The sequence below is a fragment of the Pseudomonas sp. BN414 genome (assembly GCF_029871275.1).
GTDB lineage: Bacteria > Pseudomonadota > Gammaproteobacteria > Pseudomonadales > Pseudomonadaceae > Metapseudomonas > Metapseudomonas resinovorans_C.
In genome coordinates, this window is sequence record NZ_SSOL01000062.1 from 60,578 (window position 1) to 85,576 (window position 24,999).

23 protein-coding genes are annotated in these 24,999 nt (G+C 64.6%); 7 read left to right on the forward strand and 16 right to left on the reverse strand.

Annotation, left to right across the window (positions count from 1 at the left end; genetic code table 11):
• Positions 1 to 64: 64 nt before the first annotated feature.
• From E8E95_RS12360 to E8E95_RS12420, 13 genes are all read right to left on the reverse strand, one after another.
• Entirely contained in the window at positions 65 to 1,591 is a 1,527-nt protein-coding gene (locus tag E8E95_RS12360) for a glycosyltransferase family 39 protein (RefSeq protein WP_280350555.1), read from the reverse strand.
• A 44-nt stretch (positions 1,592 to 1,635) separates the two neighbouring features.
• A complete protein-coding gene (locus E8E95_RS12365; protein ID WP_280350462.1) occupies positions 1,636 to 2,376 on the reverse strand; it encodes a glycosyltransferase family 2 protein in 741 nt (246 codons plus the stop codon).
• Positions 2,377 to 2,488: 112 nt separating this feature from the next.
• Positions 2,489 to 3,271 carry a VTT domain-containing protein gene (locus E8E95_RS12370; RefSeq protein WP_280350464.1) on the reverse strand — a complete coding sequence of 261 codons (783 nt, stop codon included), beginning with the start codon at positions 3,269 to 3,271 and terminating at the stop codon, positions 2,489 to 2,491.
• Positions 3,272 to 3,274: 3 nt separating this feature from the next.
• Positions 3,275 to 4,267 carry an NAD-dependent epimerase gene (locus E8E95_RS12375; RefSeq protein ID WP_280350466.1) on the reverse strand — a complete coding sequence of 331 codons (993 nt, stop codon included), beginning with the start codon at positions 4,265 to 4,267 and terminating at the stop codon, positions 3,275 to 3,277.
• Positions 4,264 to 5,607, reverse strand: a complete 1,344-nt coding sequence (locus E8E95_RS12380) for a UDP-glucose/GDP-mannose dehydrogenase family protein (RefSeq protein ID WP_280350468.1) — start codon at positions 5,605 to 5,607, stop codon at positions 4,264 to 4,266. The genes E8E95_RS12375 and E8E95_RS12380 overlap by 4 nt, the downstream gene beginning before the upstream one ends.
• 190 nt (positions 5,608 to 5,797) lie before the next feature.
• Positions 5,798 to 6,742 carry a hypothetical protein gene (locus tag E8E95_RS12385; protein WP_280350471.1) on the reverse strand — a complete coding sequence of 315 codons (945 nt, stop codon included), beginning with the start codon at positions 6,740 to 6,742 and terminating at the stop codon, positions 5,798 to 5,800.
• A gap of 135 nt (positions 6,743 to 6,877) precedes the next feature.
• Complete coding sequence (locus E8E95_RS12390) at positions 6,878 to 8,152, reverse strand: HAMP domain-containing sensor histidine kinase (RefSeq protein WP_280350473.1); 1,275 nt, start codon at positions 8,150 to 8,152, stop codon at positions 6,878 to 6,880.
• Between the two features lie 8 nt (positions 8,153 to 8,160).
• Positions 8,161 to 9,804 carry a phosphoethanolamine--lipid A transferase gene (locus E8E95_RS12395; protein ID WP_280350476.1) on the reverse strand — a complete coding sequence of 548 codons (1,644 nt, stop codon included), beginning with the start codon at positions 9,802 to 9,804 and terminating at the stop codon, positions 8,161 to 8,163.
• A 533-nt stretch (positions 9,805 to 10,337) separates the two neighbouring features.
• Entirely contained in the window at positions 10,338 to 11,915 is a 1,578-nt protein-coding gene (locus E8E95_RS12400; RefSeq protein WP_280350478.1) for a malate:quinone oxidoreductase, read from the reverse strand.
• 202 nt (positions 11,916 to 12,117) lie between these two features.
• Positions 12,118 to 12,729: an HTH domain-containing protein gene (locus E8E95_RS12405; RefSeq protein ID WP_280350480.1), complete on the reverse strand. Its 612-nt coding sequence runs from the start codon at positions 12,727 to 12,729 to the stop codon at positions 12,118 to 12,120.
• A 22-nt stretch (positions 12,730 to 12,751) separates the two neighbouring features.
• Positions 12,752 to 13,381, reverse strand: coding sequence for a hypothetical protein (locus E8E95_RS12410; protein WP_077521663.1), 630 nt, complete (start codon positions 13,379 to 13,381; stop codon positions 12,752 to 12,754).
• Between the two features lie 94 nt (positions 13,382 to 13,475).
• On the reverse strand, positions 13,476 to 14,906 hold the full coding sequence (locus tag E8E95_RS12415; RefSeq protein WP_280350486.1) for a mechanosensitive ion channel family protein: 1,431 nt from the start codon (positions 14,904 to 14,906) through the stop codon (positions 13,476 to 13,478).
• A 99-nt stretch (positions 14,907 to 15,005) separates the two neighbouring features.
• Entirely contained in the window at positions 15,006 to 15,221 is a 216-nt protein-coding gene (locus tag E8E95_RS12420; RefSeq protein ID WP_280350488.1) for a hypothetical protein, read from the reverse strand.
• A 137-nt stretch (positions 15,222 to 15,358) separates the two neighbouring features.
• On the opposite strand from E8E95_RS12420, the gene E8E95_RS12425 reads away from it, so the two are divergent.
• Positions 15,359 to 15,937 (forward strand): DUF4157 domain-containing protein, encoded by a 579-nt coding sequence (locus E8E95_RS12425; protein ID WP_280350490.1) that lies wholly within the window; start codon positions 15,359 to 15,361, stop codon positions 15,935 to 15,937.
• A 370-nt stretch (positions 15,938 to 16,307) separates the two neighbouring features.
• Here E8E95_RS12425 and E8E95_RS12430 read toward each other — a convergent pair whose 3' ends face one another.
• The 3 genes from E8E95_RS12430 to E8E95_RS12440 form a co-directional block, all read right to left on the reverse strand.
• Positions 16,308 to 17,012 carry a glutathione S-transferase N-terminal domain-containing protein gene (locus E8E95_RS12430; RefSeq protein WP_280350493.1) on the reverse strand — a complete coding sequence of 235 codons (705 nt, stop codon included), beginning with the start codon at positions 17,010 to 17,012 and terminating at the stop codon, positions 16,308 to 16,310.
• A 139-nt stretch (positions 17,013 to 17,151) separates the two neighbouring features.
• Positions 17,152 to 17,811, reverse strand: coding sequence for a glutathione S-transferase family protein (locus tag E8E95_RS12435; RefSeq protein WP_280350495.1), 660 nt, complete (start codon positions 17,809 to 17,811; stop codon positions 17,152 to 17,154).
• Positions 17,812 to 17,888: 77 nt separating this feature from the next.
• Positions 17,889 to 18,758 (reverse strand): LysR substrate-binding domain-containing protein, encoded by an 870-nt coding sequence (locus E8E95_RS12440; protein ID WP_280350497.1) that lies wholly within the window; start codon positions 18,756 to 18,758, stop codon positions 17,889 to 17,891.
• Between the two features lie 111 nt (positions 18,759 to 18,869).
• Here E8E95_RS12440 and phnD point away from each other — a divergent pair, with 111 nt between their 5' ends.
• From phnD to E8E95_RS12470, 6 genes are all read left to right on the forward strand, one after another.
• Positions 18,870 to 19,739, forward strand: a complete 870-nt coding sequence (gene phnD, locus E8E95_RS12445; RefSeq protein WP_280350499.1) for a phosphonate ABC transporter substrate-binding protein — start codon at positions 18,870 to 18,872, stop codon at positions 19,737 to 19,739.
• A complete protein-coding gene (phnC, locus tag E8E95_RS12450; RefSeq protein ID WP_280350501.1) occupies positions 19,736 to 20,533 on the forward strand; it encodes a phosphonate ABC transporter ATP-binding protein in 798 nt (265 codons plus the stop codon). The genes phnD and phnC overlap by 4 nt, the downstream gene beginning before the upstream one ends.
• A gap of 2 nt (positions 20,534 to 20,535) precedes the next feature.
• Positions 20,536 to 21,354: a phosphonate ABC transporter, permease protein PhnE gene (phnE, locus tag E8E95_RS12455; protein ID WP_280350503.1), complete on the forward strand. Its 819-nt coding sequence runs from the start codon at positions 20,536 to 20,538 to the stop codon at positions 21,352 to 21,354.
• Between the two features lie 165 nt (positions 21,355 to 21,519).
• Positions 21,520 to 22,611 (forward strand): iron-containing alcohol dehydrogenase PsrA, encoded by a 1,092-nt coding sequence (psrA, locus tag E8E95_RS12460; RefSeq protein WP_280350505.1) that lies wholly within the window; start codon positions 21,520 to 21,522, stop codon positions 22,609 to 22,611.
• Between the two features lie 108 nt (positions 22,612 to 22,719).
• Positions 22,720 to 24,021 (forward strand): MFS transporter, encoded by a 1,302-nt coding sequence (locus E8E95_RS12465; RefSeq protein WP_280350507.1) that lies wholly within the window; start codon positions 22,720 to 22,722, stop codon positions 24,019 to 24,021.
• Positions 24,022 to 24,060: 39 nt separating this feature from the next.
• Complete coding sequence (locus E8E95_RS12470; RefSeq protein ID WP_280350509.1) at positions 24,061 to 24,942, forward strand: LysR substrate-binding domain-containing protein; 882 nt, start codon at positions 24,061 to 24,063, stop codon at positions 24,940 to 24,942.
• Positions 24,943 to 24,999: the final 57 nt, after the last annotated feature.

The window sequence follows — 24,999 nt, forward strand, 5'->3', positions numbered from 1 at the left end:
GTACTACGGGCGAGCGCCGGCCGCAGGCCACTCACGGGAGGGGCCGCAATCCGTTCGCGGTCCTTCAGTCGAGCGGTTGCTTCCAGGCGAAGCGGTAGGGTTGTGCGGTGGCGCTCGGGTCGTGGCATTGGCCGTTGTCGGCGTCGGCCTGTACCAGGTACCAGTCTTCGTCGTCCCCGTCGCCGAGGCGCCTGGCCTTGTCGGGCTTGAAGCAGAGCGACAGGTCGGACGGGCGGATCAGGGCATGGCCGGCGGGATGGGTGCGTAACCACTCGGCGGCCTTCTCCGTCTGGTTCGCGGCACCCACACCGAAATGCACCAGCGGCTGGCGTGCGTACAGCCAATGGCCCTCGCGCCAGTAGGTCAGCATCAGCTCGCCAGCGCCGGTGGCCTCGGCCACTTCGGCCATCAGCGCCTGGCGCGGGTTGATACCTTCCCTGAGCGGCTCGACGTAGCCCCGTACGAACCAGGCGATGAACCAGAAGACGGCCAGGCCGATGAAAATCTTTCTGCCGCGCGGGCGCTGGGCGAACCAGCGACGCAGTAGCCAGGGCACCATTGGCGCCATGGCCAACACCAAACCGGGCACGGCCGGGTAGATGTAGAGCTTGCGCTTGCCGCTGCTGAGGCTGAAGAAGATCAGCACCAGGACGACCCAGCCCAGCAGAACCAGATAGCGCCCATCCTGTTTGGCCAGCTGGCGGCGCCAGGCCGGCACCAGCCAGGGCAGGGCCAGTACGAGGGGCAGCCAGTTCTTGGGAATTACCTGGGTGAAGAAGAACCAGAAGGGTTCGCGGTGGTGCCAGGCGTCGGCATAGCGCTTGGCCGTCTGCTTCAGGAGGATCTCGCTGAGGTAGGCGCGGCTGGCCTCGTCGCCATACAGCGTCACCTTGATGACCAGCGGCAGCAGCCAGGTGCAAATGGCCGCGAGCGTGACCAGCAGGCCAAGCGCCCAGGCACTGCCTGCACCGGGCATGCGCGCCACGCCACTCCAGCCACGGCGGGCGGCATAGGCGTAGGGAATCAGCATCAGCGCCGGCAGGAAGCCTACGCCCTTGCTGATGATGCCGAAGCCCATGGCCGCACAGGCCACGTAGAACCAGCCCCAGGCCGGCCCGAGCAGCAGGTGGCGAACCATGCCGTAGAGGCCTATGGCGATCCAGAGCAGGAGGAAGCCGTCGATCTGCCCGGCGCGCTGGATGCTGTAGGTCTGATAGGTGGCGAGGAACAGCAGGCCGGCGATCAGGCCGATGCGCCGATTCCACAGGCGCGAACCGAGGTCGTGCAGGCAGGCGGTGGCCACTACGCCGGCGAGCAGCGCCGGAAGGAACAGGGCAATGGTGGGAGGGATGTCGAGCTTGCTCAGGCCGGCGATGGCCCACATGAACAGCGGCGGCTTGTCCGGGTAGATCTCGGCGGCTCGATGGGGAATCAGCCAGTCGCCGCTCTGGATCATCTCCAGCGCCACACCGAGGAAGCGTTCTTCATCTACGTTGGATGGGTGGCGCATGCCCAGTCCGGCACTGATCATAGCCGCAGCGAGCAACAGCAGGAGCAGCAGCGAAATGCGCTGGCTACCGACCAATCGCATGGGCTGGGCGCTTGCGTCCAGGGCAGGCGAGGTGCGACCCATGCTCAGCGCTCCAGCTCGCGTGCGGTGGTGTTGAAGCGCGTGCGGCGGATCAGCCACCAGACGCCGAACAGGTCGAGGATGCCCACCAGGGCGCGGTCCAGGTTGCCGTACTTGGAGACCCCGGCACGGCGTGGGCGGTGGTTGACCGGGTGGACCAGCATGCCGCCCTGGTGGCGCTGGATCAGCGCCGGAATGAAACGGTGCATGTGGTCGAAGTAGGGCAGGCGGAGGAAGGCTTCCCGGTCGATCAGCTTGATCCCGCAGCCGGTGTCCGGGGTGTTGTCCTTGAGCAGACGACTGCGCAGGCGATTGGCGAAGCGCGAAGCCCAACGCTTGCTCGCCGTGTCGCGGCGGTTCACGCGGTGCCCGGCGATCAGCTTGAGGTTCAGTGGGGCGTCCGGGGCACGGACGATGGCCAGCATGCCGCGAATGTCTGCCGGGTCGTTCTGCCCGTCGCCATCCAGCGTCGCCAGCCAGGTTCCACGCGCAGCCTGGGCGGCATGGTAGATCGAGGTGCTCTGGCCCAGCGAACGGTCGTGGCTGAGGATGCGCAGCTCCGCATAGCCGGCGCGCTGGAGCGCGAGCAGGTGAGGGACGGTGTTATCCGTGCTGCCGTCATCGACCACGATGACCTCGAAGTCTTCGTGGGCGAGGGCCTGGCGAACCTCCTCGAGCAGCGAGGGCAGGTTCTCGGCCTCGTTCTTGGCCGGGATCAGGACGGAAACGTAGGGCTTGGTCGACATGCTGAGTCCATTGAGAGCATTCATTCGAGTCGCTCGATCCGGTTGAGGGTTGGGCACTGCCCGCCCGAGGCGCGGTGAAGCGTCGAGCAGCGTCCTGGCGTTGGTTTCGGCGTCATGATCGTTCTGCCTCCGCCTGGGCGGCATCGATCCCGTCATCGAGGCCCAGGCCAGGACGATGTCGTCGGTACAGCCAGGCACCGAGCATTCCGGAGGCCAGGAAGAGAAGGGCGGCGGAGCCGATGCGGAGTGTGGGGGCGACGTTGATTCCGCTGCCGACCAGGGCGAACACCAGGGTCTGCGGCAGGAAACCGATGAAGCTGGCGGCAAGGAATGGCAGCAGGCGCGCACTGGAAATTCCGGCGGCGAGGTTGGTCAGCAGATTGCTGCCGACCGGCAACATGCGGATCAGCAAGGTCATCGAGAAGGGGTGGTCGTGGACGAAACGATCAAACCGCGCGGCACGCTCGCCGAGCCGCTCACGCAGGAAGTTCCTGCCGAACAGCCGGGCATAGATGAAAGCGACCAGACAGCCGAGCAGCGCCGCCAGGGTGCCGAGGAGGGTGCCGGGAATCAGGCCGAAGGCGTAGCCGGCGAGGAAGGCGATGATCTGCCGGGGCAGGCCGACTGCGGTGAACACGGCGCCCATCGCCAGGAACAGCAGGGTGCCTTCGACGCCATGGCCGCGGATGTGGGCGTCGATCCAGGCTTCGTTGATGGCGTTGCCCAGGTCGCTCCGGTCGAACAGGTAGCCGATCAGCGCCAGGCTGAGGATCAGGCCCAGCCCCTTGAGCATGGCCCGCGTGGTCAACGCAGGCGCGCTCGGCCGCGTGCCGACCCGAGCCTTGTCGTGGGCGGCCTGGCGGATCTGCGTCAACGGGTGCGATTCGTTTCCCATTCATTAGGCTCCGTAGAAGGTCCGGTACCAATCGACGAAATGGGCGACGCCCTCGTGCAACGCGGTCGTGGGGCGGAAGCCGGTTCGCTGGGCCAGCGCGCTGACGTCGGCCCAGGTCCTCGGCACGTCGCCTGGCTGCATGGGTTTCATGTGCTTGATGGCTTCGACGCCGGTGGCCTGCTCGATGCAGCCCACGAAGTCGAGGAGTTGCACGGGCGAGCCCAGGCCGATGTTGAACAGCCTGTCGGTGGCGCCCTGGCGGACCTGTTCCGATTCGTCTGCATAGGGCGGCGGACAGTCCTGGATACGGACGATGCCTTCGACGATGTCGTCGATGTAGGTGAAGTCCCGCGACATGTCGCCAGCGTTGTAGATGTCGATGGGCTGGCCTTCGAGGATTGCCTTGGTGAACTTGAAGGGCGCCATGTCCGGCCGGCCCCAGGGGCCATACACGGTGAAGAAGCGCAAGCCGGTGACCGGTAGCCGGTAGAGATGGGCGTAGGTGTGCGCCATCAGCTCATTGGCGCGCTTGGTGGCGGCGTAGAGCGAGACCGGGTTGTCGACGGCATCCTCGATGGCGAAGGGCACCTTGGTGTTCATGCCATAGACCGAGCTGCTGGAGGCGTAGACCAGATGGCCCACGCTGTTCTGGCGGCAGCCTTCCAGCACATTGACGAAGCCGGTGAGGTTGGAGTCGGCGTAGGCGTTCGGGTTTTCCAGCGAATAGCGCACGCCGGCCTGCGCGGCGAGGTGGATGACGCGCTCGAAACGCTCCTCGTGGAACAGCTCTCGCAGGGCCTCGCGGTCGGCGATGTCGAGCTTCCGGAACGAGAACCCGGGCGTCCCGTGCAGACGCTCCAGGCGGGCGAGCTTGAGGTCGACGCTGTAGTAGTCGTTGAGGTTGTCGAGGCCCACCACCTGGTGCCCGGCCTGGCACAGGCGCAGGCTCGTGTGGAAGCCGATGAAGCCAGCAGCGCCGGTGACCAGGAACTTCATGGCCGGCCCAGCCCAACGGCGGCGCGGCCGATCGGGTAGTAGGCCAGCCCTTCGCGGACCAGGTGGGTTGGCTCGAAGATGTTGCGGCCATCGAACACCACCTTGTCGCACAGGCGTTGACTGATCAGGCCGAAGTCGGCGATTCGGAAGTTCAACCACTCGGTGAGAATCACCAGGGCATGGGAGTCGTCCAGGGCCTCTTCCTTGGAGTCGGCCAGGTGCAGGTCGTGTCGCTCGCCATAGAGGCGTCGAGCCTCTTGCATGGCTTCCGGGTCGAAGGCCCGGACGCGCGCGCCTGCCGCCCAGAGCGATTCCAGCAGCACCCGGCTGGGTGCCTCGCGCATATCGTCGGTGTTGGGTTTGAAGGACAGGCCCCAGAGCGCGAAGGTCTTGCCACGGAGGTTGCCGTTGTAGTGGCGGTGGATGTTCTCGAACACCTTGTGCTTCTGTCGGTGGTTGACCGATTCCACTGCTGCCAGCAATTGCGGGTGGTAGCCCACCTCGGCGGCGGTGCGTTGCAGCGCCTGGATGTCTTTCGGGAAGCAGGAACCGCCATAGCCGCAGCCGGCGTAGATGAAGTCGTAGCCGATGCGCGAATCCGAACCGATGCCCTTGCGCACCATCTCGATGTCCGCGCCCAGGAGTTCGGCGAGGTTGGCCATTTCGTTGATGAAGGAAATCTTGGTGGCCAGCATGCTGTTGGCCGCGTATTTGGTCAGCTCGGCGCTGCGGCTGTCCATGACGATGAGCTTTTCGTGGTTACGACTGAAGGGCTTGTAGAGCTCGCGGAAGAGTTCGACGTCGCGCTCGCCGTCGATGCCGAGGATGATCCGCTCCGGGCGCATGCAGTCGTCCACGGCAGAGCCTTCCTTGAGGAACTCGGGATTGGAGACCACTTGCATCTGCAGGTCGCAGTGCCGGTGGGCGAGCATTTCCTGCAAGCGCGCCTTGATGCGTTGCGCAGTGCCTACCGGGGAAGTGGACTTGTTGATCACCACTTTGTCTTCGCGGGCGTGCTCGGCAATGGTGTCGGCTACAGCGAAGACGTAACGGAGGTCGGCGCTGCCGTCCTCGTCGGGCGGGGTGCCCACGGCGATGAAGATGACCCTGGCAAACTCGACGCCTGCGGCGGCGTCAGTGGTGAAACGCAGGCGACCGGCGCCGAGATTTCCCTGGAGCAAGGCCTCCAGGCCGGGTTCGTAGATGGGTGACAGGCCCTGCTCGAGCTCCGCGATGCGGCGCTCGTCGACGTCGACGCAACATACCGAGTGGCCTACTTCCGCCAGGCAGGCCGCCTGGGTCAGGCCAACATAGCCCGTACCGAAAATGGTGATTTTCATTGCGCGCCTGTTAGTTGTTATTCCGAACCCGTCTGGCGACCGTCTGGTTTGCTGGTGCCGGCTTAGCCGGCCCTGTTCGCGGGCATGGGATTAACCTAACGACACAATTGTGAAAATTGTGTGTAGATATTTCTGCGTTTCGAAATCTTTTTGCCGAGTCCCCGGGAGGCCCGTGAGACGGCGGTCATCATCATTGCGGCGTCTGGTTCCGCAGCAGTTCCAGCACCCGATTGCGCCCCTGTTCGGCGACCAGATAACGGCCGGGAGCGGTCTCGACTATGGTTTGCGGCGAACGCAGATGGGACAGCACGACGTTGAGCTTTCCTGTCGCATCCAGCAGTAGTACGCGGGCCATGTGCGTGGCATCTTCGGTGACCCACAGGCCATCCCGGTTGCAGAGCAGGAAACCCGGCTCGTGCAAGCCCTCGATCGCCACCGGGTCTTGTCCGTCCTCCTTCAACTGGCGGACCTGGCCACTGGTTTTCTCGCTGTAGAACAGGCGGCCATCGGGGCAGAACGCGACCGCTTCGGCTTCGTCCAGGCCGCTGCGCAGCGTGGTGACGCTGTCGGTTTCCGGGTCGTAGCGCAGCAATCGGCCGTTACCGTGGCGGTCTTCGATCGCATAGAGGTAATGGCCGTCGGTGGACAGCCCCTCGACGCTGTCGGCGCTGAACAGTTGCCGGGTACCCAGGTCGTTCACCCAGAGCACCGGGTGTTCCCCTTGTTCCTGGCTGAAGGCGATGCCCCCGCGGTAGAGCGTCATGCCATCGGGCTTCGACAGGCCGGACTCCACCTCGCTGTTCTGTCCGCTTCGCCCGGCATGCAGGATTCGTCCTTTGCCGTCCTGCAGTTCCTGGCTGAGGAAGAGTCCGCCGCGACCATCGGGCAGGAGTGCACTGACCTGTTCGATGTCGTCGAGGTGCACCTGGTAGCGCCAGCCTTGTGCGGCCACGGCCGGGAACAGGTGACGCCAGGCGGGTATCCCCGCACTCACCAGCAGGAGCAGGGCGAAGGCCCCAAGCAGCCAGCGCGCGATGCGCTGGTCGAGAAGCAACATCAGCCATTGGCCGCCGGGCCGCGAGCGCTTGGGGAAGGGAGAGCGGCGACGCGGCAGTGAGGTGGTGTTGGCGGACACGGGGAGCTCCTTCGCTCAGGACGTGGGACGCAGACCCGCCACATGGCGAATCCCGGTGCACCGCATCCATTTGGAGAGCTGTTCACTTTAGATAACGGGCTGTAGTAGCGAGGTCAAAAGCCCGTGAAAAAAATGTCAACGAGCGGGGCCAAGGTGCACGGAGAAGCAACTGCCCGAGTCCGGACTGGACTCCACCTGGACTTCCCAACCCTGCTGCTGGCAGATACGCCTGACCAGGGAAAGCCCCACGCCCAGGCCTTCGCCGCGCGCCTGCTGGCCGCGAACGAAGCTCTGAAAAATGCGCTCCTGCTCTTCCTCCGGAATGCCCTGGCCGCTGTCTTCGACCCGGAAGCCGTCCACCGCGAGGATCAGCCGCACCGCACCTTGTTCAGTGTAGTGAAGGGAATTGCGCAGCAGGTTGGACATCACCGTCCGCAGTTGCGGCGCCTCGTAGCGGTCCGCACCCGTGCCCTCGTCGATCAGGGTGAAGGCCAGGCCTTTGGCTTGGAACTGGGGCATCCACTGCCGGTACTGCTCGGCGGCGAGTCCGGACAGGTCGACCTTTTCGGCGAGGCCGACTTCCTCCTGTCCGGCCCGCGCCAGGCGCAGGAAGGTCTGCACCAGGTCGTGCATATCGGCGCTGGCGCGAGCGATACGGGTCACCTGCGCCCGTTCGCCGGCGGTCAGCCCGGGGGCGTCCAGCAACAGCTCGCAGGAAGTGGCGATAATCATCAGCGGGGTGCGCAGTTCATGGCTCACATCGCTGGTGAACAGGCGTTCGCGCTCCAGCGAATGGCGGAGCTGGCCAAGGGTTTCGTCGAAGGCGGCGGCCAGCCGACCGACCTCGTCGTCCGGGTAGTCGGGCGACAGTCGGGGAGCCATGGGCAGTAACTGGTCGCGATGGCGAACCTGCTGTGCCAGGCGTCGCACGGGCGCCATCACCCGGCGTGCCAGTAGGCGTCCGAGCCCCCAGGCGCCGAACACGCTGAGCAGGAAACCCGCCAGCACCACGTCGAACAGCGCCCGCTCGCGCGCCTCGAACTCGTGCTGTTCTTCCACCAGCACGTCCTCGTGGCTGCCATGGCTGCGCTTGAAGACGTAATAGGCTGCGTCGCCATCGAGCACTTCGGAGAACCCTTCCGGCAGCCCGGTGAAGCGCGGTGGCAAGGCATCGCGTCCGCTGTGGGAGCTGAAGAAGCGGGTGTTGGCATCGATGCGCGCTGCCGGGTCCAGCTTGAGTTCCTCGTCTATCGCGTAGTCCAGTTCCCGGCTCATCTCCTCTGACACCAGGTGCTCTTCGATGAAGTGCACGATGGCGACGATCCCCAGGGAAAAGGTGCCGCCGACGATCAGCGTCATCAGCACGAAGGCGAAGATGATCCGCCGCTCAAGTGGCTGCTTGCCGCCCATGGCGTGGCCTAGTCCTTTGCCACGGCGATGCCGGTGGTGCGGCAGGCGGCGAACAGGTCCAGGCCTTCGTGGTATTCCCCGGTCTGGACCTGCAACAGGCCGAGCATGGAGTGGAAGAGGTTGTCCTGGCTCAGCGGCTTGTCGCGCTCCTTGTCCAGGCAGCCGGTGTCCAGGGCGAAATCCCTGCGGTAGCTGTCAGAGAACCAGGTGAGCATGGCCACGTGCTTCTGCTGGTCGGGGGCCAGCAGGTAGGGAGTGCCATGCAGGAAGAGGTTGTACTCGCCGAGCGATTCGCCGTGGTCGGCAAGGTAGACCATGGCTGTGTCGACCTTGTCCTGGTTCTTGCGCAGCAGGTCGATCAGGTTCGACAGCACGTAGTCGGTGTAGACCAGGGTGTTGTCGTAGGCGTTGACGATGCTTTGCTGGCTGCAGTCGTTCAAGGCGTTGCTGTTGCACACCGGGATGAATTTCTCGAAGCGCTCGGGATAACGCTTGGCGTAGTCCGGACCGTGGCTGCCCATCTGGTGCAGGACCAGTACCGAGTCGTCCTTGAGCTGGTTGATGTAGGTCTGCAGGTCTTTCAGCAGGATTTCATCGTGGCACTCGCCGCCACTGCACAGCACGGGGTCTTTCAGGTGACTGAGGTTTTCCTGGGTGACGCGGTCGCAGGTGCCCTTGCAACCCGACTGGTTGTCGCGCCACGTCACGTCGAGGCCGGCGTGCCTGAGCACGTCCAGCAGGCCTTCCTGGCTGCGGGCCTGGGCGGCGTCGTAGTCGCTGCGGCCCATGTTGGAGAACATGCAGGGCACGGAAACGGCGGTCTCGGTGCCGCAGGAACGCACGTTGCTGAAGGCGGTGACACCTTGCTGGGCCCTGAGCAGGGGCGTGGTGTCACGCGCATAGCCGAGGATGCCGAAGTTCTCCGCCCGTGCGCTTTCGCCGACCACCAGGACGGTGAGCGACTTGCGCTGGTGGGCCTGCCAGGACGGCGCTTTATGTGCGTCGGTGCCGATCTGGCGCAACGGCTCCTTGGCCACCGCCAGTTGTTCACGCATGTAGCCGAAGGAGGCATTCAGATAATTGCTGGGAACCACCAGCAGGCGCAGTTCGTGATGGTTGCGCAGCAGCGACGCCAGCCCCTGGTAGTTGGCCAGGGCGACTACGCCGAGCACGGTCAGCGAGCCGGCCGCCAGGGCCAGCTTGCCCAGCAGTTCGCGGCGCAGCGGCTGGTGGCGGACCGGCAGTTTCCACAGCAGCCAGCTTGGCAGCACGCCGAGGATGAGGATGAACAGCAGCAGCTTGAAGGAAAGCAGGTCGCGAACTTCATTGACGTCGGTTTCCGCGACATTGCGCAGCATGTTGGCGTCGATCAGCACACCGTACTGGCTCATGAAATAGGCGACACCGGAGCTGGCCAGGAACAGGAAGATCAGGATCGGCTTGAGGACCCTGCGGAAGGAGAGCAGGGCGAGGATGAAATTGAAGATGGCCAGCACCATGACGCCGAAGGCCACGCGCATGCCAAGGCCGTCGGAATCAGCCGGGACAATGGCGAAGACATGCCGCCAGAGCGGGAAGTTGTAGGCCGACAGCAGCAGGAGGCTCGCCAGGAAGGCCAGGGCTTCGGGGCGGATGGAAATGCGTTTGAACATGGGCCGCTCGCTCGGGGCAACGTATCCCTCGTGGATACGGAGCGCAGGGTAGGAGCGGCGGAATCAAAACTTCGTGAAGAAAATCTGGGGAAAATGTCGGGGTTGTGAAGGGGATGTTGGGGCCAGGATTGTTGTGGGAGCGAATTCATTCGCGAAAGGGCAGCGAAGCTGCCCCTGAGACTACCGGGCAGGTCTTCGACCTGCATCGCGATTGAAATCGCTCCCACAGGTTTGTGCCTCGGCTTTTTTCCTTGTGGGGGCGAATTCATTCGCTATGGGCGGCGTAGCTGCCCGCTTCAAGGCCAGGGCGAACCTGCGGTCCGCTTAGCGATTGAAATCGCCCCCACAGGATTTCTGCCGGAGAGCGTTTCTCTCCTTGTGGGAGCGAATTCATTCGCGAAAGGGCAGCGAAGCTGCCCCCTGGGGCTACCGGGCAGGTCTTCGACCTGCATCGCGATTGAAATCGCTCCCACAGGGCTTGTGCCTCGGTTTTTTCCCTTGTGGGGGCGAATTCATTCGCTATGGGCGCGGCCTTACTGCACAGCGACTTCCGGCAGTACCGGCACGTGCTCCAGTTGCAGGCGTTCACTGCTCCAGGCGCGGACCTGGTTGGTCAGCTCCAGGTCGTTGTTCAGCTTGCGGCCGTAGGAGGGAATGATTTCCTTCAGGCGGGCTTGCCATTCCGGGGTCTGGACCTTGTCCTTGAAGGTCTTCTCCAGCACGGTGAGCATGATCGGCGCAGCGGTGGAAGCACCCGGCGACGCGCCCAGCAGCGCGGCGATGCTGCCGTCGGCGGAGCTGACGACTTCGGTGCCGAACTGCAGGATGCCGCCTTTCTCGGCGTCCTTCTTGATCACCTGTACGCGCTGGCCGGCGGTCAGCAGTTCCCAGTCCTCGTCCTTGGCTTGCGGGAAATACTCGCGCAGTTCATGCATGCGGTCGGCCTGGCTGAGCATCAGCTGGCCCATCAGGTAGGTGCTGAGCGGAATGTTGTCCAGGCCGGCGTTGGTCATCGGGCCGATATTGTCGGTGGTCAGGGCGCTGAACATGTCCAGCAGCGAACCGTTCTTCAGGAACTTGGTGGAGAAGGTGGCGAAGGGTCCGAACAGCAGCACCTTCTGGCCATCGATCACGCGGGTGTCCAGGTGCGGCACCGACATGGGCGGCGAGCCGACCGACGCCTTGCCGTAGAGCTTGGCCTGGTGCTGCGCCACCACCTCGGGGTTGCGGGTGACCAGGAACTGGCCGCCCACCGGGAAGCCGGCATAGCCCTCAGCCTCTGGAATGCCGGATTTCTGCAGCAGCTTGAGGGCACCACCACCGGCGCCGATGAAGACGAACTTCGCCTTGACGCTGCGGACAGCCTCGTCGTTGCCGAGGTCGGCGACGACCACGGTCCAGGTGCCGTCTTCGTTACGCTTGATGTCGCGGACTTCGTGCTTGAGGTTCAGCGAAACCTTGTCGCTTTCGGTCAACGAGGCGATCAACTGGCGAGTGATCTCGCCGAAGTTGACGTCGGTGCCGATGGCCATGCGGGTGGCGGCGACTTTCTGGTCCGCCGGACGGCCCTCCATCGCCAGCGGCGCCCACTTGCTGATCTGCCCATGGTCCTCGGAGTACTCCATGCCACGGAACAGCGAGCTGTGCTGCAGGGCGGCGTGGCGCTTCCTGAGGAACTCGATGTTGTCATCGCCCCAGACGAAGCTCATGTGCGGCACGCCGTTGATGAAGGACTTCGGATTGCTCAGCACATTGTGCTCGACCTGGTAGGCCCAGAACTGCTTGGAAATCTCGAAGGATTCATTGATCGCCACGGCTTTGCTGATATCGATACCGCCGTCCGCGGTTTCCGGGGTGTAGTTCAGCTCGCAGAAGGCGGAGTGGCCGGTGCCGGCGTTGTTCCAGGGGTTGGAGCTTTCCGCGGCGACCTGGTCCAGTCGTTCGTAGATATCGATGCTCCAGCCCGGCTCCAGCTCATGAAGGTAGGTGCCGAGGCTGGCGCTCATGATGCCGCCGCCGATCAGCAACACGTCGACAGACTTCTCCGCCGTCGGTTGCTTGGCACAGCCAAGTACCGTGAGGCACAGGAAGCCTAGGAGGAGTTTTTTCATGGGGCCGTCCCTTTACTGTTTCTCGAAAAGGGCGGTGGGTAGGCAAATGCCGTGCCGTAATCGGCAAAATCCCATGAAACGATTCACTGGGCGGCAATCAAGGCTTCGGGCTCCGGTTAGCGGTGGCGGAAAACCGCCCGGAATGGCGGCAATCCACCCGCGCGCATGGCGGATACCCGCCATCCACCGGGCAGTTGCTGGTTCAGTCGCGGTCGATCCGGAAGCGACAGACCTGTCCCTGGCGCACCATGCATTCGAGGTGTGCGACCTGGCCGCCGCCGAGGGTTCCGATCAGCGCCAGGTCCAGCTCGCAGACTTCCGGGTGCAGCGCCGCCAGGTGATGGAACACGCAATTGTGAGCGACGATCTCGGGTTCGCCGCCGGAGCGGAAGAAGACTTCGGCTTCGTAGCCGGTTTCGTGCATGTGCTGGGCGATGCGCGTCTCGTCTATGACCTGCGCTGCGATTTCGCCAGCCAGGCGGCGGCCGAGACCGCGCATGAGCTGGACGAGGGCGTCGTGGCCGATGAGGCTGGCCACTTCGCCGATCAGCAGATTGGCCAGTAACTGGTACTGGCGGGGGAAGAGCTCCCGGCCACGTGGGCTGAGCTGGTAGAGCTGTTCGGGGCGGCGGCCGGTCGGTCGCGTTTCGCCCCGCAGTACCAACCCGTCGCGCTCCAGCGCGGCCAGGTGTTGGCGGATCGCCGTGCGGGTCACCGCCAGATGATTGGCCAGTTCGTCGATGCTCATGCCGCCCGATTGATAGAGCAGGGCGCCGAGCAGGTCCTGTTGAGTACGTCCCAATCCTTGAAGCATCGATTACCTCAGCAGGCCAGTGTCAGAACTTGTCCGGGAACTGCTTGACCAGTGCAGCGGCCAGGGTATCGGCCAGTACCTGCATGTGCTGGCGCATGGCTGCCCAGGTCCCGGCCTCGCCTGCGAAGTCGCCTTTGCTCAGTTGGTCGATCTGCGCCACATGGTGTCCGCCGTGGGCGCTGAGCATGTTGAGCAGGGCGTCCTCGGGCAGGTTTGGGTTGGCGCTGGAGAGGAACTTGGCAATGCCCTTGGCATTGCGGGTGAGGTCGCTGACCGCCGCTTTCTTGCCGTCATCGTCCTTGGCCACGGTGGCATCGCTGTAGTGCTTCACGGCGCCCCAGTGTCCGGCCAGCAGTTCCAGCAACTGGTCCGCCGCTGGCTGGCCGTAGAGCGGGGCGATGCTGTTGGCGATGGCCTTGGCGTTGTTCACGACCTGGGTGGCGGCCGCATCGGCCTGCTTGCGCTGACCGTCCTGATTGGCGACGACGTAGTTCCTGACCCAGAAGATGTGCTCCACCCACAGGTCGCGCAGCGCCATACGGGTGGTCAGCGCGGGAGTGTCGGCGCCGGCCGCCGTTGATTGCGCGGCCAGGCTCCAGGTGGGTTGAACGAGCGCTACAAGCAGCAGTAAAGCCAGTGTCCTGAGTTTCATGACGGGGCCCTCACGTTGCGGATTGTCCTACAAAATCAATTAAAGCATAAAAAAATGCCATTATTGATTTTGCGACGTCCGCTGATCGGAACCCTCAGTGTTTCTTCTGCAGCCAGCTGAGGAAGCCGGTCTTCTTCACGGCCTGGGGTTTCTGCAGCAGTAGATTGCGGCTGGCTTGCTCGCGGAAGGTGCGCAGATGGATGAGCGCGGCGCGGACTTCGACGCGTGTCTCGAGGAATTTGCTCATTGCCTCCCGGTCGATGCGGTAGAGCACGCAGGCGGTGAGGGCGGTGAACTGCGCCTGGGACGGCGCGTCGCAGCCGATGCCTTCCTCGCCGATGATTTCCCCCGGTCCCATGCGCCCGGCCTCCACCATCTTCCCGGTGCTGTCCGGCACCGCAGCGGACACCACGCCCGTGCCCACGATCAGCAGGCCGTCGGCCACTTCTCCTACCGCCATTACCATCTGGCCGGCGGAGAAGGCGAGGGGTGCCATGGCCTCGCTGAGTTCGTCCTTTTCACCATGGCTGAGCGCGCGGAAGATCTTTACCTCTTCCAGCAGCAGGCGCGGCCGCGAGGAGGGTTGCGGTGCGTCTTCGCCCGTGAAGGAGATGCCGGCCGCTTCCAGGTGCCGGTGCGCCAGGTCGTACATCAGGTTGCTCACTTCGGTCTTGTTCTCGCCGGTGCGGATGAAGCCACTGATCTCGTACTCCATGGACTCCAGGTCAGACCCCTTGATGGCGACCTTCGGCTTGGGGTTGACCAGCAATGCGCTGACGCTCTGGATCGCCCTTTCAAGGGCCTCCAGCACGCGGCGCGGACGCACCTGGGTCGACACCTTGAGCGTGATGGACACGCTGGTCAGCTCATAAGGGCGGCTGAAGTTGTGCACCTTGGTCTTGGCCGCCACCGAGTTGGGAACCACCACGGTGCTGCCCTTGTTCGTCAGCAGGTGGGTGGCGCGCCAGTCGATTTCCACCACCTTGCCTTCGGTACCGTCGATGGAAATCCAGTCATCCAGCTGATAGGGCTTGGTGGTGTTGAGGACGATGCCGGAAAACACATCGCTCAAAGTGCTCTGCAAGGCCAGGCCGATGACGATCGCCATGACCCCTGAGGTGGCCAGCAGGCCTTTCACCGGCAGTTGCATCACATAGGCCGCGGCGGCCACCACCGCCACCAGGAAGATCAGCGCCCCCAGCACATCCTGGAGCAGCCGCCCGGCATGGCCGATGCGCGGCATCAGCAGGCCGAGTACCACGGTGGCGGTACGCGCGCCGAACAGCCACCAGCCGATTTCCATGGCGGTGGCCACCAGATTGAGGGTCGGATCGGACCACGGCGGCGGCTGCAGCGGGCTCATGCCGGCGTCGATGATCACCGCGCTGAACAGCACGAACAGCAACAGCCGGCAGGCCACCCTCCAGGGCTGTTGCTCGGCGGGAATGATGCGCCAGGCCAAGACATCGAGCAGGATCAGCAGGGCGCCGAACACCAGGGGGTGGCTTTGAATGAAGGGGAGCATGAATACCGTTCCGCGAATGAGCCTGCATCACGTTAGCAGACCGTCGCGTCGGCCGGTGAGCCCCTCTTCAACTGGCCGCGAAATTGGGTGAGACGGTACTCAGGGGCCGCCTTCGCCGAGTGGATTGCGCCCCTTGGAACCGGACACCAGCGGGTCGTCCTCCGGGTCGTTCCATTCCTTCAGCAACCCCTCGGGGTTGGGTTCCTGTTCGGTGTCTTCCACGGGCTCCACATCGGTGTCCGGCACGTTGCGCGGAGTGTCTGAGGGCGGAGTCCGGTCGGGCGCTTCGCCCGGACGCTTGGGATCGCTGTGCATGGCGGTGTCCTCCGAATCGGGTGGCCATGACTGTTGTGAGCGGTCGCCGGTGATCGGCGTTCAGGGTCAGTCGTCGGACGCGGTGCGCTTGGCCGCTGGCCGTGGTCAAAGCCGAATGGACCCGTCGTGGAGGACGCATGACCCGGATCGCCCTGAACTTCGCATTGCTCGCCGCCTGCGGCCTCGCTGCGACGGCGTCTGCCTGTCCGCCGGGGCAGTACGAAGTCTGCGTGACGGATTGCGTCTGCCTGCCGGATGTACGCGGCGTGCTCGGCCCGTTACCCGGCGAGGTGAGCCGGGTGGCCTCCGGTGCCTTGCAGCAATGGCTGGTGCAGGCTCGGGCCGATGCCCTGGCCGGCGGGGTCGAGCCGATCCCTCCGGCTATCCGGGAAAAGCTGGTGCCTTACTTCGATGTCGCGCTGCTGGATGTGGCGCGTTACCGGATCGGCGACAGCAGTGAATTGGGCGCGGCCAGCGCGATGCTGCATGACCCGGATATCAAGGCCGTCACCCTGGTGGACGTGATCCTCTTCCGCGACGGCGAAGGTGCGCTGGAGGATGTGGCGCTTTGGGCCCACGAGCTGGTGCATGCGCAGCAATATCGGGAGTGGGGCGTGGAGGGGTTCGCCAGCCGCTATGCCGAGGATGCCGACAGCGTGGAGGGGCCGGCTTACGAGATGCAGTTCAGGGTGGCGAAGGAACTGCGGGGGAAGTGAGGCGGGGGAGAGGGAGGTCAGGTGCTACTGAGTGTTCGTAGGGCAGACCTGCGGTCTGCTGAGCGATTGAAATCGCCCCCACAGAAGAGCGCAAACCAGTGCCGCCTGCGGTGCCGATGGTGGATGTAAAAAGTGACATCCACCCTACTCACTGCCTGGCCACAGGCCCTATGTGCGTTTCAGGATCGCATGTCCCTCGCCGGCGCGAGTCACCCCTCTCCACTTCAGGGGTGAAGAGGCACGCTTTCGGAAGCACCGCTTCCGGTGCCGATGAACGCCTGAGCGCGAAGCGATCAGGCAGGGGCGCAGAGCGGGGGCCGGGGGAGAGGGTTACATCAGGTTGACGCAAGAGTCCGCGCCACGCCCACCTTCAATCCCGCTTCGGAATCCCCAACCCACGCTCGACCGCCGGACGCGCCAGGAAAGCTTCCAGCACGCGCTTCACATTGGTGAAACGCTCGAACCCGACCAGGTCGCCCGCCTCGTAGAAGCCGACCAGGTTGCGGACCCAGGGGAAGGTGGCAATGTCGGCGATGCTGAATTGCTCGCCCATGATCCAGTCCCGGCCTTCCAGGCGCTGGTCGAGCACAGCCAGAAGGCGCGCCGACTCCTGCACGTAGCGGTCGAGCGGACGCTTGTCTTCGTAGTCCTTGCCGGCGAATTTGTTGAAGAAGCCGATCTGGCCGAACATTGGGCCGATCCCACCCATCTGGAACATCAGCCACTGGATGCATTCGTAGCGGCCTGCGGCGTCCTGCGGGATCAGCTGGCCGGTCTTGTCTGCCAGGTAGATGAGGATGGCGCCGGACTCGAACAGCGGCAGCGGGCGGCCATCCGGTCCATTGGGGTCGATGATGGCGGGGATCTTGTTGTTTGGATTGAGGGAGAGGAATTCCGGCGACATCTGGTCGTTGCGCTCGAAGCTCACCAGGTGCGGCTCGTAGGGCAGGCCGGTCTCCTCCAGCATGATGGAAACCTTGACGCCATTGGGCGTCGGCAGGGAATAGAGCTGAAGAACGTCCGGCCGCGTTGCGGGCCATTTACGGTGGATGGGGAAAGCCGACAGATCACTCATGGGGACATCCTGTACGAGATTGCGGAGCGAATGGGCAACCATACTCGCCTGCGCCCAGGTCGCGAAAGGCCGTTAACCGGGTAGGAGCGAGCTCTGCTCGCGAAGCGCTTGATTCATTGCTGCGCCTCAGCCTTGAGGATCAATCGCGGTCAGGCGCACCCAGCGGGAACAGCGACCGATAGGGGCGCGCTTCATCCACGGCCCGTGCAATGGACTGATGCGCCAGGAGCCGTTGTCGATAGCTGCGCAGATTGCCGAAGGCCGCGTCGATCGGGTGCACCCAGTCGGCGTAGAACAGCGAGGGCGCCGCCGCACAGTCCGCCAGGCTGAAGGTTTCGCCGGCAGCCCAGGTTCGCCCCGCGAGCTTCCCTTCGAGCCAGGCGTAGCTGCGGTCCAGCAGGCCCTTCGCGTCCGCCACGCCGCAGGGATCGCGCTGGCCCTCCGAGCGCAGGCTATCGAGCACCGGCTTCTGCATGGGCGTCATCACGTACAGGTCGAAGAAGCGATCCAGCATCCGCACTTCCAACGCCGCTTCTGGCTGCTCGGGGATCAGCTTCACCGGCCCGGCATGATGAAGCTGCAGATACTCGATGATGATGCTCGACTCCATCACCGCCCGCTCCCCGTCCAGCAGCAGAGGAAACCGCTGCAGGGGCCAGAGCCTCTGGAACTCCTCGCCGGTGGCCGGGTCGTCGGGTGATAGCAGGCGCATCTGGAACGGGACGCTGTTCTCGTAGAGCGCGATCAGGACCTTCTGGCAATACGACGAGAAAGGGTGCGCAAACAGTTGCAGGGACATGGGTGACTCCTGGATGCGAGGGACTCGCTGACTGGTCGATTGGCGCAGGGCGAGATCGACATCGGCTCAGCAACACGCTAGCGGATATCGCCCACCTGTGCCGCCTCGAAGAACGACGAGATCAGCAGGCTGTTGCGCCGTTCCGCCAGGCAATAAAGGTAGGTTTCGGTGTGCACCGGGTCGCCCTCGATACGGATCGGCTTGATTCGCGGGTCGGGAATGAATTCCGCCTCGGACACCGCGCCCAGGCCAATGCCGCGGACCACCGCTTCGCGCAGGGCCTCGCGGCTGCCGATTTCCATGGCGATGCGCGGTGTCACGCCGGCTTGGGCAAGGGCTAGCTCCAGGGCCGCACGGGTGGTGGAACCGGCTTCCCGCTGCAACAGTGGCTGGTCCTCGAGTTCCGCCAGCGCAATGCTGTCGCGGCGGGCGAGGGGATGGTCGTGCCGGGCGAACAGGATGATGGCGTGGCGAGCGTAGCGCACGGCGCACAGGCCCGGGTCCTCATGCAGGCCGGCGAGCACGGCGATGTCGGTGACGTATTGTTCCAGGTCGGCCAGCACCTCGGCCGAGTTGCCGACGCGGATCGACACTTCGATACGTGGATGGCGCTGGCGGTAGTGATCGACCATCTCGATCACATGGAAAGGGCCGACCGCGCCCAGCTTGAGCTGGCCACTGTCCAGGCGCCCGGAATCCCGCAGCAGGTTGTGCGCTTCCAGTTCCAGGGCGGCGATGCGCTGGGCGATAGGCAGCAGCTGCTGGCCGACATCGGATAGCTCGATGCGCCGGCCCCGGCGGTGGAACAGCTCGACGTTGTGCTGGCGCTCCAGGCTCTGCACCTGGGTCGTCAGAGTGGGCTGGCTGAGCCCCAGCGCGCGGGCCCCGGCGCTGAAGCTGCCGTGCCTGGCGACAGCGAGGAAAGCGCGCAATTTGGCGGACGACATCCATAGGTTCCTTCAATAGTTTCCTGTCGAAACCCATATTGAATTGATCGTATGACTGTCACGTGACCTTCCTAGCCTGTGCCCATTCCAACCACAACCGCTGGGAATGCCATGAAAAACCTCGCCAAGTTCCTCCGGGTCGCCGGTATCGTCCTGCTCCCGCTGGTCGCCGCCACCTCCGCCCAGGCCGCCGACAAGCTGACCATCGGCCTGATCCCCTCGGAAGACTCCCAGGCCATGATCGAGTCCAGCAAACAGGTGCTCGACCGCCTCGAAAGCCAGCTCGGCATGCCGGTGGAACCCTTCGTCGCCACCGACTACAACGGCATTATCGAAGCCCTGCGTGCCGGCAAGCTGGATGTGGCCTACCTCGGCCCGTTCTCTTACGTGCTCGCCACCACAGTGGCGGATGTCGAAGCCTTCTCCGTTGCGGTCACCAAGAAGACCGGACAGAGCGCCTACAAGAGCCTGATCCTGGCGCGCAAGGACAGCGGCATCCGCAACCTTGCCGACCTCCAGGGCCACACCTTCGCCTTCGTCGACCCCAGTTCGGCATCGGGCCATCTGTTCCCCAAGGCAGGCCTGGAGCAGGCGGGCTACGAGCCGGACAAGCTGTTCTCGCGGGTGATCTTCTCTGGCTCCCACGACGCCAGCATCCTCGCAGTGGAGAACAACAAGGTGGACGCCGCCGCCGTGGCCGATCGCATCCTCGCCGGCGCGGTTGCCAAAGGCCTGGTGAAGCAGGACGACTTCCAGGTGGTCTGGACCTCCCGCCCGATCCCCGAGTCCCCGATGGTCTGGCGCAAGGACATGGACCCGGCGCTGAAGCAGAAGGTGGCTGCTGCGCTGGCCTCGATCAAGGACCTGCCGTGGGGCGACCAGGGTCAGCTCGACGGCTTCCAGCCCACCAACGACGCGGCCTATGGCGTGGTCCGCGAAACCGCCAAGGTCCTCGATCTCGACCTACGGAGCATGAAATGATCCGGGTTCGCCAACTGACCAAGCAGTACGGCCGCAATGCCGTGCTGCGCGGTATCGACCTGGATATCGCGGCAGGGGAGTTCGTGGTGATCCTGGGCCAGTCCGGCGCCGGCAAGTCGACCTTGCTGCGCTGTATGAATCGCCTGGTGCAGGCGGACTCCGGCAGCCTGGAAGTGGCCGGGATCGACGCCATCGGTTGTCGCGATACCCGCGACCTGCGCCGCCAGGTCGCGATGATCTTCCAGCACCACAACGTGGTGCCCAGGCTGTCGGTACTGAAGAACGTGCTGACCGGCCGGCTCGGATCGGTGCCTACGCTGGCGTCCGTGCTGCAACTGTTCCGTCGCGAGGACCTGGCTTTGGCGATGGACTGCCTCAAAAGGGTCGAGCTGGCGCACAAGGCCCATGAGCGCACCGACGCGCTGTCCGGCGGGCAGAAGCAGCGAGTGGGCATCGCCCGTGCATTGGCCCAGCGGCCCAGGGTGATCCTCGCCGACGAGCCGGTTGCCAGCCTTGATCCGAAGACCGCACGCCTGGTGCTGCAATACCTGCGCGATGCCAGCCGCGAGCTGGGCATCACCGTGGTCTGCAATCTGCACCAGGTGGATTACGCCCGCGAGTTCGGCGACCGCATCGTCGGCCTGGCCCATGGCCGGCTGATGTTCGATGGCGACGGCGCGAGCCTGACCGAAGCCGACCTGCAACGCATCTATCCCGGCCAGGCGCCGGAACCCGAGGAACTGCACGGTTCCGGGCGTGCGCAGTTGCGCTATGCCGCCGGGTTGGAGGGTTGACCATGCAACGAAACAACTACACCTGGACCGTGGACCTGCCGCAGGGCGGCCGTGGCTGGCTCGGCACCGGCGCCCTGGTGCTGGCGGTGATCCTGGTGCTGCACTGGAGCGCCACCGGCGCGCAGCTCAGCCTCGGCGAGCTGGCTGCCGGCCTGCCGCAGATAGGCGACTTCCTCGGGCGTACCATGCCGCCGGATTTCAGCATCCTCCCGAGGCTGATCGCTCCCGCGCTGGAAACCGTGCAGATCGCCATCTGGGGCACGCTGCTCGGTGTGCTGCTGGCCATCCCGCTGTCGTTCCTGGCCGCGCGCAACCTCACGCGAAATCGCCTGCTCTACGGCGTCACTCGGCAATTCCTCAACCTGACCCGCAGCATCAACGAACTGATTCTCGCCCTGGTGTTCGTCTCGGCGGTGGGCCTGGGGCCGTTCCCCGGCGTGCTGGCCCTGGCGCTGCACGGGCTGGGGATGCTCGGCAAGTTCTTCGCCGAGAGCATCGAAGAGATCGACCAGGGCCCCATCGAAGCACTCCAGGCCACCGGTGCAAGGCCGTTGCAGGTAATCGTCTTCGGTGTGTTGCCTCAGGTGATCACCGCGTGGATCGCCGTGGTGCTCTATCGCTTCGAGGTCAACCTGCGTTCGGCCACGGTGCTCGGCATGGTCGGGGCCGGCGGTCTCGGCTTCGAGCTGGTCAGCAGCCTCAAGCTGTTCAAGTACCAGGAAACCGCGACCTGCATCATCGTGATCACCCTCATGGTGATCCTCGCCGACACGGCATCCAGCCGCCTGCGCAACGCCATCCAGCGCGGCGCCTCCCACTGATCTGACCTTATTCGCCGCCGCCCGGACCTCTCCGGCGCGGCCGGCCGAGGCCTGCGCTTCTCTATCGGCCTGGCCGATGCACGCCTGCAATTAATCGATTTGAGCCGTTGTCGGGCAGGGCTGACCATGCACCCACCTTCCGACAACAACAAGAAAGGAGCCACCATGACTGCCCGTTTCCATAATCCGGTCGATACGCGTTTCGGCTGCGGCAGCCTCCGTGATCTCGCGTCCCTCACCGAGAACCAGAAGGTCGCCCTGGTGATCTTCCCCGAGGCACGCCCCCTGGGTTTGCTGGGTCGCCTCCAACTGCTGCTGGGCGAGCGCCTGGTGCACGTGGTGGAGGACGTCCAGCCCAACCCGGACGTCGCGCAGCTGCGCCATACCTACGAACGCTTCTGGCGTGAAGCGGCTGACTGCCAGACGGTCATCGCCGTCGGTGGCGGTAGTGCCATCGACACCGCCAAGGCGCTGATCGTCGGCACCGAGTCCGGCAGCTTCGACGAGCTGCTGGGGCTGCTGTCCACCGGCCAGGCCTTCGTGCCGGCCCGCGCCAAGTCGCTGATAGCCGCGCCCACCACCGCCGGCACCGGGAGTGAAGTGACGCCCTGGGCGACCATCTGGGATGCGGGCAACCAGAAGAAGTACTCCCTGCACTTGGAGTGCACCTGGCCGAAGGTCGCCATCGTCGACCCGGAGCTGATGCTGACGGTTCCGGCGGGGGTCACCGTGTCCACCGGCCTGGACGCGCTGTCCCACGCGCTGGAGTCGATCTGGAACGTGAACGCCAACCCGCTTTCGGACACCTTCGCCGTCTCCGCCATCGAGGACATCCTCGACTGCCTGCCGCAGTTGCGCCGTGACCTTGCCAACCGGGAATTGCGTTCGCGCATGGCCCTGGCGGCACTCAAGGCCGGCATGGCGTTCTCCAATACCAAGACCGCGCTGGCCCATTCCATTTCCTACGAGATGACCCTGCGCTATGGGCTGCCCCACGGCATCGCCTGTTCCTTCACCCTGCCGCTGGTGCTGGGCCTGGCCTGGGGCCGTGACGAAGCCCGCGACCGCACCCTGCAACGGGTCTTCGGGCCTGACCTGCGCAAGGCCCAGGCGCGCCTGCGGGAGTTCCTCCACAGCCTCGATGTGAAAACCGAATTCGGCGATTACGGCGTGACTGCGAGGGAAGCCGAGGCGATCATCGAGTTCGCCATGCAGGGCGCACGCGGGAAGAACTTCATCGGTTCCCAAGCCGCCTAGGGACCTGTCTCCCCGACCTGAGCGCGGCTTAGGCCGCACCTTTCCTGTTGCACCGAAAAAGAGTGCCGCCCCCGGCTTGACCGGAGGACCGTACAAAAGGAAAACACCATGAATCGTGCAGATACCCTGTCTGGCTTGACGATGCCCCATTCGCCTTCGTTCCGTGTAGCCCAGTGGCGCATGCTGTTGGCGGCGATGTTCTGCTACCTGTTCTTCTACACCGGCCGGCAGACCTTCGGTTTCGCCATTCCCGGCATGCAGGCCGAGTTCGGCCTGAGCAAGGAAACCCTTGGCTGGGTCTCCACCGCCATGCTCTGGACCTACGCCATCGGCCAGGCCATCAACGGCAACCTCGCCGACAAGTTCGGTGGTCGCCGCATCATGAGCCTGGGGGCGGTACTGTCCTGTGGCGCCAACTGGGTCACCAGTTTCGCTGGCGGGTTCATGAGTCTGATCCTGCCCTGGGGCATCAACGGCTACTTCCAGGCTCTTGGCTGGGCGCCGGGCAGCCGGCTGCTGTCGAACTGGTGGGGCGTGTCGGAGCGCGGCAAGGTCTATGGCTTTTATGTGTTCGCTGCCGGCTGCGCCTCGATCCTGTCCTATGTCACGTCCATCGTCGTGATCGAAGTGCTGCATCTGGAGTGGCGCTGGATCTTCCGTCTACCGGTGCTGCTGATGCTGGCCGGCGGCGTCCTGTTCTTCCTGATCGCCCGTGAGCGCCCGCAGGACCTGGGTTTCGAGCCGCTGGCCGACACCGGTGTGGCCAACGCCGACGACAAGGGCCAGGAAGCGGCGCAGGGCGAGGTGGAAACCTCCGCACAGCGTTACAAGGCGGTGCTGAAGAACGCCAAGCTGATCATCGCCGCCGTTTCCCTGGGCTTCCAGAATGCCGCCCGCTACGGCCTGATCGTCTGGGTGCCGGTGCATTTCCTCGGTGCCGACTGGAAGAGCGGCGGCGACGGCTGGATCGATCCGAAGTGGATCACCGTGGCGCTGCCGGTGGGTATGGCGGTGGGCGCGCTGAGCAACGGCTGGGTCTCGGACAAGCTGTTCGGCTCCAAACGCTACCTGGCGATCATGCTGTACATGGTGCTGGGCGCCGCCACCAGCCTGTGGATGTGGAGCCTGCCGGCCCATAGCACCATCGGCCTGGTGGCGCTGTTCCTCTGTGGTTTCTTCGTCTACGGCCCGGCATCCAGCTTCTGGGCGCTGTGCCCGGACCTGGTGGGCGCCAAGCGGGCGGGGACCGCGACCGGCGTGATGAACTTCTCGTCCTACCTGTTCGCGGGCCTGGCCGAGCCGCTTATCGGGCGTCTGTTGGACATCAGCGGGAATACTTCGCTTATCTTCATCGTGGTCACTGCCGCCTGCCTCAGCAGTGCCCTGGTCGCACTGTTCGTGCGGCGCTGACCCTTACTTCCACCCATTGGCCGACGCCTGGAACTCTTCATGTACCAGTACCACAAGTGGCTCCGTTCCTTTCACGCCGTGGCCCGGACAGGCAGCTTCACGCTTGCGGCGGAGTACCTGTGCGTCGGCCAGCCCACGGTGAGCGAGCAGGTCAGCTCGCTGGAGAAGCAATTCTCCGTGGAACTCTTCCATCGCCGTGGCCGCTTCATCGAACTGAGTGCGGCGGGCCGCGAGCTTTATGCGATTACCCAGGGCCTGTTCGGCCAGGAGAGCGAAGCGGTGCAACTGCTGCAGAGCTTCAAGCAACGCAAGGCGGGCATGCTGCGCCTCGGTGCGGTGTCGCCGCCGATCGCCATGAGCCTGACCTATCAACTGATGCAGCGCTATCCGGACATCGAGCTGGAGACCTCCTTCAACACCGAAGGCGAGACGCTGGAGCGGCTGTACAACTTCGATATCGACGTCGCCATCCTGGCCCTGTCGGAGTTCGATCAGCGCCTCAACACACAGCTCTATCGCAGTTATCCGATCATCGCCGTGGTTCGCGACGATCACCCCTGGGCCAGCCAGGAGCAGGTGCGCGTCGAGGAAATCAGCGGCCAGCGACTGGTACTGCGCGAACGCGCCTCGCGGACTCGCCAACTGGTGGAGGAAGAATGCCACAGGCGTGGTGTGGAACTCGATTGCGCAATGCAGCTCAACAGCCGCGAAGCCATCGTCCACGCCATCGCCCAAGGCATCGGTATCGGCTTCGTGTCGGCGGTGGAATACGCGCAGACACCCGGGACGCGGCCCATCACCTTCGTCGACCACCCGTTCCACATCGACTACTACCTGTGCTGCCTGGGCATCCGTCGCAACCGACCGATGATCAACGAGCTGTTCGATTCCAACGCGCAGCCTGACGCACCACCTCCCTGATTCCACCTGCTCCGATCAGCAACGTCATGACTCCCGCCCACCGGCGCGGAGCAGCCC

What these genes read in the sequence shown, in the direction of transcription:
- E8E95_RS12360 (WP_280350555.1), bottom strand. Translation starts at nt 1,591, where the DNA reads ATGCGATTGGTCGGTAGCCAGCGCATTTCGCTGCTGCTCCTGCTGTTG.
- E8E95_RS12365 (WP_280350462.1), bottom strand. Translation starts at nt 2,376, where the DNA reads ATGTCGACCAAGCCCTACGTTTCCGTCCTGATCCCGGCCAAGAACGAG.
- E8E95_RS12370 (WP_280350464.1), bottom strand. Translation starts at nt 3,271, where the DNA reads ATGGGAAACGAATCGCACCCGTTGACGCAGATCCGCCAGGCCGCCCAC.
- E8E95_RS12375 (WP_280350466.1), bottom strand. Translation starts at nt 4,267, where the DNA reads ATGAAGTTCCTGGTCACCGGCGCTGCTGGCTTCATCGGCTTCCACACG.
- E8E95_RS12380 (WP_280350468.1), bottom strand. Translation starts at nt 5,607, where the DNA reads ATGAAAATCACCATTTTCGGTACGGGCTATGTTGGCCTGACCCAGGCG.
- E8E95_RS12390 (WP_280350473.1), bottom strand. Translation starts at nt 8,152, where the DNA reads ATGGGCGGCAAGCAGCCACTTGAGCGGCGGATCATCTTCGCCTTCGTG.
- E8E95_RS12395 (WP_280350476.1), bottom strand. Translation starts at nt 9,804, where the DNA reads ATGTTCAAACGCATTTCCATCCGCCCCGAAGCCCTGGCCTTCCTGGCG.
- E8E95_RS12400 (WP_280350478.1), bottom strand. Translation starts at nt 11,915, where the DNA reads ATGAAAAAACTCCTCCTAGGCTTCCTGTGCCTCACGGTACTTGGCTGT.
- E8E95_RS12405 (WP_280350480.1), bottom strand. Translation starts at nt 12,729, where the DNA reads ATGCTTCAAGGATTGGGACGTACTCAACAGGACCTGCTCGGCGCCCTG.
- E8E95_RS12410 (WP_077521663.1), bottom strand. Translation starts at nt 13,381, where the DNA reads ATGAAACTCAGGACACTGGCTTTACTGCTGCTTGTAGCGCTCGTTCAA.
- E8E95_RS12415 (WP_280350486.1), bottom strand. Translation starts at nt 14,906, where the DNA reads ATGCTCCCCTTCATTCAAAGCCACCCCCTGGTGTTCGGCGCCCTGCTG.
- E8E95_RS12420 (WP_280350488.1), bottom strand. Translation starts at nt 15,221, where the DNA reads ATGCACAGCGATCCCAAGCGTCCGGGCGAAGCGCCCGACCGGACTCCG.
- E8E95_RS12425 (WP_280350490.1), top strand. Translation starts at nt 15,359, where the DNA reads ATGACCCGGATCGCCCTGAACTTCGCATTGCTCGCCGCCTGCGGCCTC.
- E8E95_RS12430 (WP_280350493.1), bottom strand. Translation starts at nt 17,012, where the DNA reads ATGAGTGATCTGTCGGCTTTCCCCATCCACCGTAAATGGCCCGCAACG.
- E8E95_RS12435 (WP_280350495.1), bottom strand. Translation starts at nt 17,811, where the DNA reads ATGTCCCTGCAACTGTTTGCGCACCCTTTCTCGTCGTATTGCCAGAAG.
- E8E95_RS12440 (WP_280350497.1), bottom strand. Translation starts at nt 18,758, where the DNA reads ATGTCGTCCGCCAAATTGCGCGCTTTCCTCGCTGTCGCCAGGCACGGC.
- phnD (WP_280350499.1), top strand. Translation starts at nt 18,870, where the DNA reads ATGAAAAACCTCGCCAAGTTCCTCCGGGTCGCCGGTATCGTCCTGCTC.
- phnC (WP_280350501.1), top strand. Translation starts at nt 19,736, where the DNA reads ATGATCCGGGTTCGCCAACTGACCAAGCAGTACGGCCGCAATGCCGTG.
- phnE (WP_280350503.1), top strand. Translation starts at nt 20,536, where the DNA reads ATGCAACGAAACAACTACACCTGGACCGTGGACCTGCCGCAGGGCGGC.
- psrA (WP_280350505.1), top strand. Translation starts at nt 21,520, where the DNA reads ATGACTGCCCGTTTCCATAATCCGGTCGATACGCGTTTCGGCTGCGGC.
- E8E95_RS12465 (WP_280350507.1), top strand. Translation starts at nt 22,720, where the DNA reads ATGAATCGTGCAGATACCCTGTCTGGCTTGACGATGCCCCATTCGCCT.
- E8E95_RS12470 (WP_280350509.1), top strand. Translation starts at nt 24,061, where the DNA reads ATGTACCAGTACCACAAGTGGCTCCGTTCCTTTCACGCCGTGGCCCGG.